Annotated in this window: 10 protein-coding genes; 8 read left to right on the top strand and 2 right to left on the bottom strand. The window is 75.1% G+C overall.

Annotated features, from left to right (window positions below):
• Positions 1-41: 41 nt before the first annotated feature.
• A complete protein-coding gene (locus tag CRV15_RS33910) occupies positions 42-2,039 on the bottom strand; it encodes an AfsR/SARP family transcriptional regulator (protein WP_009999523.1) in 1,998 nt (665 codons plus the stop codon).
• Between the two features lie 380 nt (positions 2,040-2,419).
• Between CRV15_RS33910 and CRV15_RS33905 the strand changes: the two genes are divergently transcribed.
• The 4 genes from CRV15_RS33905 (at position 2,420) to CRV15_RS33890 (ending at position 5,204) form a co-directional block, all read left to right on the top strand.
• Entirely contained in the window at positions 2,420-4,027 is a 1,608-nt protein-coding gene (locus CRV15_RS33905; protein WP_009999522.1) for a phage tail sheath family protein, read from the top strand.
• 87 nt (positions 4,028-4,114) lie between these two features.
• Positions 4,115-4,558, top strand: coding sequence for a phage tail protein (locus tag CRV15_RS33900; protein WP_003963532.1), 444 nt, complete (start codon positions 4,115-4,117; stop codon positions 4,556-4,558).
• Complete coding sequence (locus CRV15_RS33895) at positions 4,558-5,049, top strand: hypothetical protein (protein ID WP_003963531.1); 492 nt, start codon at positions 4,558-4,560, stop codon at positions 5,047-5,049. Before CRV15_RS33900 ends, CRV15_RS33895 begins: the two co-directional genes overlap by 1 nt.
• The gene (locus CRV15_RS33890; protein ID WP_009999521.1) at positions 5,046-5,204 is read left to right on the top strand and encodes a hypothetical protein; all 159 of its coding nucleotides are present in this window, start codon (positions 5,046-5,048) and stop codon (positions 5,202-5,204) included. Before CRV15_RS33895 ends, CRV15_RS33890 begins: the two co-directional genes overlap by 4 nt.
• Before the next feature lie 3,092 nt (positions 5,205-8,296).
• Here CRV15_RS33890 and CRV15_RS33885 read toward each other — a convergent pair.
• Positions 8,297-8,650 carry a hypothetical protein gene (locus tag CRV15_RS33885; protein WP_009999520.1) on the bottom strand — a complete coding sequence of 118 codons (354 nt, stop codon included), beginning with the start codon at positions 8,648-8,650 and terminating at the stop codon, positions 8,297-8,299.
• Positions 8,651-9,140: 490 nt separating this feature from the next.
• Here CRV15_RS33885 and CRV15_RS36185 point away from each other — a divergent pair, with 490 nt between their 5' ends.
• From CRV15_RS36185 to CRV15_RS33865, 4 genes are all read left to right on the top strand, one after another.
• Positions 9,141-9,356 carry a hypothetical protein gene (locus tag CRV15_RS36185; RefSeq protein WP_157849255.1) on the top strand — a complete coding sequence of 72 codons (216 nt, stop codon included), beginning with the start codon at positions 9,141-9,143 and terminating at the stop codon, positions 9,354-9,356.
• Positions 9,357-9,422: 66 nt separating this feature from the next.
• Positions 9,423-9,860: a phage tail protein gene (locus tag CRV15_RS33875; protein WP_003963528.1), complete on the top strand. Its 438-nt coding sequence runs from the start codon at positions 9,423-9,425 to the stop codon at positions 9,858-9,860.
• Between the two features lie 3 nt (positions 9,861-9,863).
• Entirely contained in the window at positions 9,864-10,661 is a 798-nt protein-coding gene (locus tag CRV15_RS33870) for a CIS tube protein (protein ID WP_003963527.1), read from the top strand.
• Positions 10,662-10,713: 52 nt separating this feature from the next.
• Positions 10,714-12,549, top strand: coding sequence for a VgrG-related protein (locus CRV15_RS33865; RefSeq protein ID WP_003963526.1), 1,836 nt, complete (start codon positions 10,714-10,716; stop codon positions 12,547-12,549).
• The last annotated feature ends 42 nt before the right edge of the window (positions 12,550-12,591 follow it).

The following is a 12,591-nucleotide window of genomic DNA, read 5'->3' as shown; positions in this document are numbered from 1 at the left end:
GCGCGCGGGCACGGTGGTGGCGGGGGCCTTCGGGGGCGTGGTCACAGGGGTGGGGCGGGGAGGTCCAGGGGGGTTCCCGGGGGGTGGGTGTCGAGGATGTGGAGGGCCTGTCTGCGGGCGGCGAGGGCCAGGCCCCGGCAGATCGGGTCCCTGACGGTCCGTTCGAGGGCGAGCGCCTGGGTGGCGCAGGCCGCCGCCTCCTCGGGGCGCCGCTGGGCGAGGGCGCCCTCCGCGAGCCGGGACCAGGCGTGGGCCTCCCAGCGCGGCTGGCCGGTGCGCCGGTGGTGGTACCGGGCCTCGCGCAGATGGGCGACGGCCCGGCCGTGGTCGCCGAGGGCGAGCCGGGCGCAGCCGACATGGTGCAGGACGGAGCCCAGGGTGTGCGGGTCGGCGAGGGCGCGGGCCTCGTCGAGGGCCTGGTCGCCCGCCCGCCCTGCGGCCTCGGCGTCGCCGCGCAGGGCGTGCGCGCGGGCGGTCAGGGCGAGGGCGCGCGCCCGGTGGTGGGGGGCGTCGAGGTCGGCGTACCGGTCCCGGGCGCGCTCGCTCCAGGGCAGGGCCTCCCGGGGGCGGCCGACGAGGACGAGGAGAAGGGCGAGGTCGAGGGCGCCCTCGGCCGAGGCCGGGGTGTCGCCGGGGCTCGTCGAGTGCCGCAGGGCGCGGCGCAGCCGGTCGATGTTCCGGCCGAGGTCGTCGATGCCCACGGGGGGCGCGGTGGCGAGGATGTGCAGGGCCCGGCCCGCGGCGGAGGGGTCGCCGTGGCGGCGGGCGGCGGCGAGGAGCCGGTGGGCCGGGGCGATGGGCCGGTGGCAGTCGGCGGTTCCCTGGACGAGACGGGACCAGGTCGTCAGCAGCTCCCCGGTGGCGTCGAGGGCGGCCGGGACCCGCCCGTTCGCCGTCCGTCCCGTGCCGTTGTCGGTCCCGGTGCCCGTGCCGGTCCCTGTGCCGGTGCCCGTGCCGTTCTCGGTTCCGATGTCGGCGTCGGTGTCGGTGAGGGCGGAGAGCGCCGCGGCGACGGCGTCGGCGATCCGCTGCTGGAAGTCCTCGGTCAGCCCTGGCAGGGACAGTTCGGGAAGGGGCGGGGGCGCGGCCGACGGAGGGGGCGGGCCGGGGCGCGGCGCGGTGAGGACGAGGTCGGGGCGGAAGCGGACGAGCGCGGCCCGGGTCTCGGCGAGGACCCGTTCGAGGGTGTCGCCCGGGGCCGCCGGGGAGCGGGGGACCCGGACGCGGACCACGGTGGCGCGGGCCTCGGGGAGTTCGCCGGGGGCGGCGGTGCGCAGCCGGGTGTGCAGGGCGGAGAGTTCGCGGCCGGGTCCGACCCCGAGTTCCCCGGCGAGGGCGCGGCAGGTCTCCTCGTACACGCCGAGGGCCTCGGCCTGTCGGCCGTCCCGGTGCAGGGCCTGCATCAGGAGGGCCTGCGTCCGTTCGCGCAGGGGGTGTTCGGCGGCGAAGGCCCGCAGCGGGGGGATGGTCGCGGTGTGCCGTTCCAGCGCGAGGGAGCAGTGGAAGTGGTCCTCGCGAGCGGTGAGCCAGAGTTCGGTGAGCCGGTCGCGCTGGCGGGCGGCGTGCGGTCCGGGGAGCCCGGTGAGGGGTGTGCCGGACCACAGCTCGAGGGCGGCGTCGAGTTCCCCGTGGGCGCTTTCGGTGTCCCCGGCCGCCCGGAGCCGCCCGGCGGCGGAGGTGCGGCGTTCGAACTCGACGGTGTCGACGGCCCCGGGGGGCACGCGGAGCAGATAGCCGTCGTCGGTGGAGACGAGCACGGTGGCGGCCGAGCGGGCGGGCCGCTCCGGTTCGAGGAGGCGGCGGAGCCGGGAGACATAGGTGCGGAGGGTGCCGACGGCGCGGTCGGGGAGGCGTTCGCCCCAGAGGGCGTCGATGAGTTCGGCGGTGGAGACGGGCCGGTCCACGCGCAGCAGCAGGACGGCGAGGAAGGCGCGCTGCTGGGGCGGGCCGAGCGGCAGGTGCCGGCCGTTCTGTTCGCCCTGGAGGGGTCCGAGCAGGCGGAACCGCAGTCCGCCAGGGGCCTCGCCGCTGCCCGGCATGGCCGTCACCTTGCCCTTTCGGTCGGTCGTCGGCGTGTGCGGGGAAACGGTATCGGTGGGCGTCCGGCCGGGTCCGACCCGGCCCGGGAGATCCCGGGCGGGGATGGGGCGGAACGGGTCCGGCCGGGCCCCGCAGGTCCTTTCGGGCATCCGTGGTTGCCCCGACGGAGGTACGCGCATCCCTGCCCCGGGCGCCCTCGATGGGTCAGGGTCGGGGCCGGACCCCGTGTCGCCGGTCCGTCCTGTGCACCCAGGCGTCCGGCGCGGCCCGTTGTCACTCCGCTTGTCGTCTGCTCGTCCTCTCGCCATCCCCCGCATTCCTCTCGTTCATGCATGCGTTCCGTCATGCATCCCCCTCATTCGTTCCGGGAGAGCGCCTCATGCCCAACTACCTGTCCCCCGGTGTCTATGTCGAAGAGGTCGCCAGCGGCTCCCGGCCCATCGAGGGCATCGGGACGTCGGTGGCTGCCTTCGTCGGCCTGGCACCCACCGGTGTGCTGAACGAGCCGACGCTGGTGACCAACTGGTCCCAGTACGTGGCCGAGTTCGGCGAGTTCACGGACGGGTACTACCTGGCGCAGGCCGTCTACGGCTTCTTCAACAACGGTGGCAGCGCCGCGTACGTGATCCGGATCGGCGGCACGTCCGACGGCACCTACCCGGCCGCCGCCCCGGGAGCGGGGGCCGTGGCGGACGCGCCCGCGCAGTTGCCGCCGGGGCGGCCGGCGGCGCTGGGGCCGTTCACCGTGTCGGCCGTCGCGGCCGGTGCGGACGGCGGCGGTCTCACCGTCGAGGTGGCGCACCCGGAGGGTGAGGGGAACGCCGACCGGTTCACCCTCGTCGTCAAGGACGGCGACACCGTCGTGGAGTCCTTCGACGTCAGCCATCGCAAGTCCGCGAAGAACTACGTGGTCACGCAGGTCCGGCAGCGTTCCCGGACGATCGTGATCGAGGAGGCGCGGACGGGCGGCCAGCTCGCCAAGCCGGAGCCGCAGACCGTCGCCCTGGAGCCGCCGGCCCCCGCGCCGGGGACCGCCGGTGGGGCCGCTCCGGTGGTTCCGGACGCGGCGGGAGGCGGGCTCGGGCCGACCCGGTTCATCGGGGACTCCGCCGACCGCACCGGCTTCGGCGGTCTGGAGGCGATCGACGCGGTGAGCATGGTCGCCGTGCCGGATCTGATGTCCGCCCATCAGCGGGGCCTGATCGATCTGGAGCAGGTCAAAGCCGTCCAGCTCGGTCTGATCGCGCACTGTGAGCTGATGGGCGACCGGATGGCCGTCCTGGACACGCCGCCGGGTCTGAACGCCCAGCAGGTCCGCGCCTGGCGGATGGAGACGGCGGGGTACGACTCGCGGTACGCGGCCGTCTACTACCCCTGGGTCAAGATCTTCGATCCGTCGACCGGGCAGACCCGCAGTGTGCCGCCGTCGGGCCATATGGCCGGTGTGTGGGCCCGGAACGACTTCGAGCGCGGTGTGCACAAGGCACCTGCCAACGAGGTGGTGCGCGGCGCGGTCGACCTGGACCTCCAGATCACCCGGGGGGAGCAGGACCTCCTCAACCCGACGGGGATCAACTGCATCCGGGCCTTCCCGGGGCGGGGCGTCCGGGTGTGGGGGGCGCGGACCCTCAGCTCCGACGCGGCCTGGCGGTACCTCAATGTGCGCCGGTACTTCAACTATCTGGAGGAGTCGATCCTCGTCGGCACCCAGTGGGTGGTCTTCGAGCCCAACGACCAGGCGCTGTGGGCGCGCATCCGGCGCAATATCTCGGCCTTCCTGGTCACGGAGTGGCGTTCGGGCGCGCTGTTCGGGCAGCGGCCCGAGGACGCGTTCTATGTGAAGTGCGACGAGGAGACCAACCCCCCGGAGTCCGTGGACCTGGGCCGGGTGGTCTGCGAGATCGGTATCGCGCCGGTCAAGCCCGCCGAGTTCGTGGTCTTCCGGATGGCGCAGATCTCCGGGGGCGGCGCCGAACTGGAGGAGTGACCCCCCCCTCCGCGCTCCGCGCTTCCGTCCGCGCAGCCGGTCCGCTTCCCGTCCCCCTCGTCCCGTTCAGCACAGGAGTGATCCGCTATGTCTCTTCAGCCCGGCGATGCCCTCGTCGCACATAATTTCGGCATCCAGATCGACGGTGTCATGGTCGAGTTCCTCCAGGAGGTCAGCAGCCTCACGATGGATCAGGACGTCATCGAGTACAAGCAGGTGTCCGCGAACGGGCAGCCGATGGTGAAGAAGCTGCCCGGAGCCCGCAAGGCCGGGGAGTGCACGGTGGTCCGCGGCGCGACCCAGTCGGCGGTGTTCACCCAGTGGATCAGGGAGTCCATCGAGGGGAACATGGGCTCGGCCCGCAAGAACGCCAGCATCATCTTCATGGACTACGAGCGGCGGCCGGTCAAGCGCTACAACCTCAGCAACGCGTGGTGCAGCAAGGTGGAGGTCAGCTCGGCGAAGGCGGGTGACACCTCGGCCCTGACCGAGACGATCACCATCACCTTCGAAGAACTGACGCTCGGCTGATGCGACGGGAAGCGCCCGGGGCACCGGGGTCCGCCGGGGCACCGGGGTTTCCCGGGACCGGTGGGGTCACCGGTGTCCACGAGGCCACCGGTGGCGGTGGGGCGGGCGGGCGGTCCGCGCCCCTGCGGACCGAGTTCGCGTTCGAGCTGCCGCGCGGCTACCTCGACGAGAGCGGCACGGTCCACCGGCACGGGGCCATGCGTCTGGCCACGGCCCGCGACGAGCTGGTGCCGCTGCGGGACATACGGGTGCGCGAGAACCCCGCGTATCTGTCGGTGGTCCTGCTCGGCCGGGTCATCACCCGGCTCGGCACGCTGCCCGCCGTCCACGACGGCACGGTGGAGCAGATGTTCGCCTCCGACCTCGCCTTCCTCCAGGACTTCTATCGGCAGATCAACGCCGAGGGCCACACCCGGGCGGCCGTGGCGTGCCCGCACTGCGAGGAGTCGTTCGAGGTGGAGCTGGCCGGGAGCCGCCTGGGGGAATCGTGACGTACGCGGCCGACCGGATCGAGGAGGAAACCGCGTACCTGGCCTTCCACCTGCACTGGGGGATGGACTCGATCCTCGATCTGGAGCACGCCGACCGGCGGGCGTACGTACGGCGGGTGGCCGCCCTGGTGGGGCAGGACGAAGGGCAGGGGTGACGAGGGATGGGCTGGTTGGCTCGGCTGCGGGGCGGCGGGCAGGGGACGGGTGACGGGGGCGCCCCGGACGCTTCCGCCGCCCCGGAGTCCTCCGCCGTGACCTCCGCCATGCCCTCCGACGTGGCCTCCGCCGCTCCGGAGCCCGCTGCTCCGGTCGGGGGCGGTCCTGAGGCGGGCTGGACGGTCACCGCCCCCATCCAGCGCGCGCTGGGCGCACCCCGGCTGACCGCGGACCTCGGTTTCGCCGATCGGCTGGCCACCCATCGGCACCACTCCTTCGTCGGCGGGGGCGTCGGCCACGCCGTCGACGGCGACGCGCCCCACGGTGTCGTCCGCGATGTCCTCACCCCGGTCGCCGGGCCCCCGGTGGGGGGCTCCCCCGGGGGGTCCCTGCCCGTTCAGCGGCTGCCCGTGGCGCGGCGCGGAGGCGGCGGGTCCGATGCGCCGGGGGGCCTGGAGGGGCCGCGCACTCCGGATGCGCCGCGTGCTCCGGATTCGCCGCGTGCCGTTCCTGGTGGCCCGGCCGCTGGTGGCCCGGATCTGCCGCGTGTCGTCCCGGATCTGCCGGAGGCGCCGGAATCCGGGACTCCGCAGTCCGGAACGGTGCGGGGAACGAGGGCGGCGGAGGCGGTGGGGACGGGAACGGGGCCGGGGCCGGGGCCGGTCGACGCTGTGCAGCGGCGGTCCGCCGCGTCCACCGCGGACAGGCCGTCCGGGCCGGGTGGGGAAGACGTCACAACGGGGCGGCGGGCCACGGTCGGCGACCCGGGCCGGTCGACCCGTTCCGGAGGCTCAGCACCACCACGGGAAGCGCGGGAAGCGCGGGGCGGCGGAGGCCGAGAGGGCGGGGGACGCGTCCCGGCGGCCCCGCGCCCGTCCGTGCCCACCCCGGGGGCCGAGGCCACCACGCCGGTGCAGCGTTCCACCCCGGACGGCGGCGGGCGGACCGCCGGTCCCGGCCGGTCCGGCTCCCCAGCGGGATCGGATCGGACGGGTACGGGCGCGGGTACGGACGCGGACGCGGGTGCACGGCCGACAGCGGTGAACGCCGCCGACGCCGCCGACGCCTCGGGCGGAGGGCGGACCGTCGTCGGCCCGGGTACCGACTCCGCATCCGGCCATACGCCCGGTGGCGGCGCGCCGTCACCCGCCTCGGGCCCCCCGGCCACCCCACAGGCACCCCGACCCGCCGTACAACGAACCCCCGCCACCCTCACCAACACCGGCCGGGAACAGACCGTCGTCAACCGGGGTACCGATTCCGCTTCCAGCCGCACACCCAGTGCCAGCACACCGTCAACCGCTCCAGGCACCCCAACCACCCCGGAAACACCCCAGCCCGCCGTACAACGAACCCCCACCGTGAACGACACAGCCCCCACCACCACCGGCCGGGAACAGACCGTCGACAGCCCCGGAACCAATCCCGCCTCCAGCCGCACACCCAGTGCCGGCACACCGTCGGCCACCCCACAGACACCCCAGCCCGCCGTACAACGAACCCCCGCCATGAACGACACAGCCGCCACCGCCAACACCGGCGGGGCACAGACCGTCGACAGCCCCGTCACCGACTCCGCCTCCAGCCGCACACCCCATATCGGCGCGCCGTCACCCGCTCCGGTCCCCGCGACCACTCCGGAGAGTCTCGGGCCCGCCGTGCAGCGAGCCCCCGCCGTGAACGACGACGCCCCCACCCTCACCCGTGCAGGCAGCGAACCGACCGTCGACAGCCCCGTCACCGACTCCGCCCCCGGCCGCGCACCCAGTGCCAGCACACCGTCGGCCACCCCGACCACCCCACAGGCACCCCGACCCGCCGTACAACGAACCCCTGCCAGCAGCGCCCCAGCCCCCGCCCTCCCCCGTGCCCTCTCAGAAGGCGGTGGGGCGACAGGCATCGGCGCCGACCCCGGCATCAGTAGCCCCGTGGCCCCCGCACAGCGGACCCGGGCGGTCCGTACCGAAGGCCGGGCGGCCACCGGCGCGCCCATGGACGGCGGTTCCGTGCCGGACCCGCGCGACGGCAGGAGGCAGGACGTACAGCGCTCCGTGCCCGGCGGTAGCGGCCCCGTGCCCGGACCCGGCCGGATCGACGGCCCCGGAGGGCGTCCGGCCGAGGGGGCCCGTACGTCGACCGGGCAAGGCCGGGGCGTCCGGGGCGTCCGGGGCGCGGAGCCTGTGCCCCGGAACCCCGTTGCCGCTTCCGCGCCCGTCAACGCATCCCCGCGAACCGAGTCGTCGTCCGCCGATGCCCCCGCCGTCCAACGGGCCCGGACCCCGGCTCCCGGTCCGCGCCCGGCACCGGGGGACATCACCAGCACCCCCGGCCCCGCCCCGACCGGCGACCGGCCCACGGCCGACAGCACCGTTCAACGGGCCCCCGCCAGGAGCGAAGACACCCCACGGGCACCCGGCGCCGGACCACGACAGCAGCGCGCCACCGAGGCCACAGCCACGAACGACGCCCCGGCCGACGACCGGCCCACCGCCGACACCACCGTCCGACGAGCCATCGCCCCGAACGAACGCGCCGCCCCCGCGCACATCACCGAAACACGGCAACAGCAGCCCGCCACCACAGCCCAACGCCCCGCCAGAGGCGAGGACACCCCACGCACGCCCGCCGTCGACACCACCGTTCAACGAGCCGCCGCTCCGGCCGGGCACACCCCACCCGCGCCCACCACCGGAGCCCCCGCCAGGAGCGAGGACGCCTCGCCCGCGCCCGGCGCCGGACCACAACAGCAGCCCGCACTCCGGACCACACCCCCACCCACACCCACACCCAGCATCCAACGAGCCCCCGCCGGGGACGAGCACGCACCACCCGCCCCACGGACCACGCCCGCCAACGACACCACGGCCCCGCCCACCGCTGCCGAACGCACCGTTCAACGAGCCCCCGCCGGAGGCGGAGACACCTCCCCGAGGCACACCCCCGAACCTGAACCACCGCACCAGCAGCCCGCTCCACGCTCCCCCGGCGTGCAGCGGACCGCGAACGGCACAACAGCCGCGCCCCGCCCCGCCGACAACCGACGCACCGCAGCCCCGACCCCGGCCTCGGCCCCGACCCCGGCCCCGGCCGTTCAGCGAGCACCCGCCGTCGAGGGCACCGGGGTGTCCGGTCCGGCCGTCAGGGGTGGAAGCGGCGCTCCGGCGCCGGTGGTGCGGGCGGTGGTGGGGGGTGCGCCGTTGACGGTGTCTCCGCGGCCTGTGGTGCCCTCGCGGCGGATCGCCGCCGTGGGGAAGCCCCTGGCGATGCCTCCGGCGCCGGAGGCATCGCCCGCCCTCCCCGCGCCGGTCTCCCCCACCGGCGCGGGGAGCCCTGCCCCCGAGGAACGCGGACCGTTCGTCCAGCGGCGGCCCGTGGTGAGGCGGACCACCCGGGACCGGGCGCCCGAGGGCCCCGGGCCCGGCGGTTCGCGGCGACGGTCCTCCATCGGCGCGCCCCTCTCCGCAGGTCCGGCGCCGTCGCCCGGCGCGCCCGTGCAACGGACCACCGCTCCACCATCACCACCACCGCCGCCGCCATCATCACCGGCACCGGCAGCCCCACCCCCCGCACCGGACCCGGTGCCCCTCCCCCGTGTGCAGGTCCCCCTCCCCGCCCTTCAACGCGCCCCCTCCGGCGGGCCGCTGGCCTCGTCCCGCCCGTTGACGGTCTCCCACGGAAGCGGTCCGACACCACCGACGGCACCGGCGCCCCCTCCCCCTGGCGGTGGCGGTCCGGCACCGCTGCGGCGGATCGAGCCGGGTGACCGGAGGAGCACCACCGCGGCACCGGTCCCTCTCGGCCCCGGCCCCGCGCCACGGCCCGCCGCCCTCTCCGCACCCGCCCCCGCCCTTCCCGTTCCCCCGGCACCGATCACGATCGCGAGATCCGCGGTACCGGCGCCCGCATCGGCACCGGCGCCCGCACCACCCGTCCCCGTGGTCCAGCCACGCGCCACTCCCCCACCGCAGCCACCGCAGCCACCGCAACCCCAGCCGCCGCAACCACCGCCCCCCGCCGACGACACCGCCGCCGACCCCACCCCCCAGGATCTCGACCGGCTCGCGCGCCGACTCGTCGCCCCGCTGTCCCGGCTGCTCAGGGCCGAGTTGCGCGGGGACCGGGAACGGGTGGGCCGGCTGCGGGACGGCTGACCCGCGCCCCCTGCCCCGTTCCCGATCCCGATCCGTCCCCACCCACCCGCGGAGAACCCGGATACCATGCCCGCCACCCCTGACCCCGGCTCCACCGTCTTCTTCACCCTCACCGTCGACGGGCAGAACCTCGGCCTGTTCAACGGCTGTGAGGGGCTGTCCTCCACCGTGGAGATCGAGCGGCACCAGGAGGGCGGGAACAACGGGTTCGTCTGGCAGTTGCCCACCCGGGTGAACTTCTCCACCATCCGGCTGACCCGTCCGCTGACCGCCGACACGGCACGGGTCGCCACCTGGATCTCCTCGGTCACCACCGGAATCACCCGCCCCACCGCGCAGATCGCCGCCCTGCGCGCCGACGGCTCGATCGTGGCCCAGTGGGGCCTGATGGAGGTGCTGCCGGTGAGCTGGACGGGGCCGACGCTGAATCCGGAGAGTCCGGCGGTGGCGACCGAGACCCTGGAGATCGCCCATCACGGCTTCACCGACGCGGGGGGTGCGTGACCCGTGTCCACCCCCGTCGGCAATCCATCCGCCGGACTCTCGCGCGCCGTCCTCGCCATCCTCAGCCCGCCGACGGATCTGGCGGGCGACCCCGGTGGCCCGCTCGGCGAGGTGCGGTTCCGGTTCAACCCCTCGCAGCTCCGGCTGGGCCGCTCGGCGAGCTGGACCACACCGCCGGCCGTCGCGTACACCCGGGGCGCCCCGGCGAAGTTCACCGGCGCCCACCCGGCCAATCTGCGGCTGGAGGTGTTCCTCGACGCGTCGGGGACCCCGGGCGCGGCGACCGTTCAGGACCAGGTGGCCCTGCTGCTCTCGTGCTGCGAGGTGACACCGCAGTCCATCGCGGCCAAGGCGCCGTCGCCGCCGTGGGTGCGGTTCTCCTGGGGCGCGTTCTCGACGGTGCAGTTCACCGCGTATGTGACGAGCGTGGACGCCACGTACACGCTGTTCAGTCCGAACGGGATGCCGCTGCGGGCGACCTGTTCGCTGGCGCTGACGGAGATCGCCACCGCGACCAAGAGGCAGAACCCGACCTCGGGGGCGCTCTCGGCACACCGGATCCACCGCACCGTGGCCGGGGACACCCTGCCCTCGCTGGCGTGGCGGGAGTACGGGGACGCGGGGCGGTGGCGGCTGATCGCCGAGGCGAACTCCGTCGACGACCCGATGCGGCTGCGGCCGGGGACCGAGCTGCTGCTGCCCGCCGCGAGCGAACGGGAGACCACCTCGGGCGGACGGGCGGCAGGCATGGGCGGACGGGCGGCGCACGGCCCGGACGAGGCGAAGGGGCGAGCACGGTGAAGGGGCACGAGGGGCAGGCACAAGGGCGGGCGACGGAGCGGAGGGGGCGGGCGTGAGCGAGACGACCTTCACCACCCTGTTGCAGGTGTCGGTGGGCGGCGCGGAGCTGCCCGAACCGCTGGCGCTGCTGCTGATCGAGGGCTGGGTGGACGCGAGCCTGAATGTGCCCTCCGCGTTCCAGCTCACGTTCAGCGACAAGGACGGCCTGCTGACGACGGAGTTCCCCCGGCTGACGATCGGGGCGCCGGTGGTGCTCCACCCGTTCACGGACGGCCGGGCCGGGCCGCCGATGCTGACGGGGGAGGTGACCGCCCTGGAGGTGGACGCCGACCCGGCGAGCGGGCGGCATCTGGTGGTGCGCGGGTACGACCCGGCGCACCGGCTGCTGCGCAACCGTCCCGTGGTGGGGTACGCGCAGATGACCGCGTCCGACATCGTGCGGCGGGTCGCGGCCCGCTGCGGGGTCGCGCTGGGGCGGGTGGACGCGACGACGACCGTGTACGAGCTGGCCACCCAGCCGGGGACCACCGACTGGGACTTCCTGTCGGGGCTGGCGGCCGAGAACGATGTCCGGCTGGCGTGCGACGGGGACGGGCGGCTGGAGTTCACGGCGCTGCCGTCGGCGGCGGGCGCGCCCTCGGACGCCACCCCGGCCGCGCAGAGCCCCTATGTCCTGGACTTCGGCGCCAACACGCTGCACAGCCGGGTCGCGATGACCGCCGCCGACCAGGTGGACCGGGTGTCGGTGCGCGGCTGGGACATGCTGACGCGGCGGACCCTGGTCGCGCCCGCGCCCGCGACCGCGAACCCGGGGATCACGGCCGGGCTGACGCCGGGCCAGGTCACCCCGTTGTTCGGGCAGGCGGAGGCCACCGCGACCCGGCCGCCGTTCACGACCCAGGCGCAGGTCACCCAGGCCGCGCGGGCGCTCGCCGACGACATCACCGGCTCGTTCGCCGAGTTGGAGGTGGCCGTCACGGGCAATCCGGAGCTGCGGCCCGGGGTCCCGGTGTCGGTGAACGGCGCGGGCACCCCGTTCGAGGGCAAGTACACGGCGACCGGGGTGCGGCACGTGTTCGCGTCGGGGCAGCCGTTCACCACCTGGCTGACGGTGTCGGGGCGGCAGTTCCGTTCCCTGTACGGGCTGGCGTCGGGCGCGACGGCGAGCGCGCCGCCGATGCCGGGGGTGGCGCTCGCGGTCGTCACCAACACCAAGGACCCGCTGGGTCTGGGGCGGGTGCGGCTGCGGTTCCCGTGGCTGTCGGACACCTATGAGAGCGACTGGTCCCGGGTGGCGCAGTTCGGCGGGGTCGGGGGCGGGGGGCTGCTGCTGCCCGAGGTCGACGACGAGGTGCTGTGCGCGTTCGACCGGGGCTCGCTGGCCCATCCGTATGTCCTCGCCGGTCTGTACAACGGGGTGGACCGGCCGCCGGAGGAGCCCAAGGGACGGCCCCCGGTCGATCCGACCAGCGGCCGGGTCAACTGGCGTGCGCTGACGGCCCGCAGCGGACACACGGTCGAGCTGATCGAGTCGGGCGGGCCGGGAGCGGCGGCCGGGAGCGGCGGCGGCATTCTCCTCCAGACCGGGGGGAACGGGCTGCGGATCGAGCTGGACGAGGCGAGCACCGCCCTGACCATCGGCAGCGACGGCTCGGTGACCATCAGCGGCACCCGCGCGGTGCGGGTGGAGTCGGCCGGTGATCTCACGCTGAAGGCGGGGCGTTCGCTCTCGCTCGAAGCGGTCGGGCAGGTCGCCGTCAAGGCCGGGGCGAGTGTGCAGCTCGACGCGATCGGCTCGGTGTCGCTGAAGGCCGCCGTCAACGCGTCGGTCACGGCCACGACCGTGACCCTGACCGGGGCGACGCTCCGCAACGGGGTGCCGTTCTGAGACCGGGTCCGTTGGTGCGGCACCGGCGATATCGAGGGGTGG

Origin of the sequence: Streptomyces clavuligerus, assembly GCF_005519465.1 — a bacterium.
Lineage (GTDB): Bacteria > Actinomycetota > Actinomycetes > Streptomycetales > Streptomycetaceae > Streptomyces > Streptomyces clavuligerus.
The sequence above is the reverse complement of the archived record's forward strand: the minus strand, read 5'-3'. Positions and strand labels throughout refer to the sequence as shown.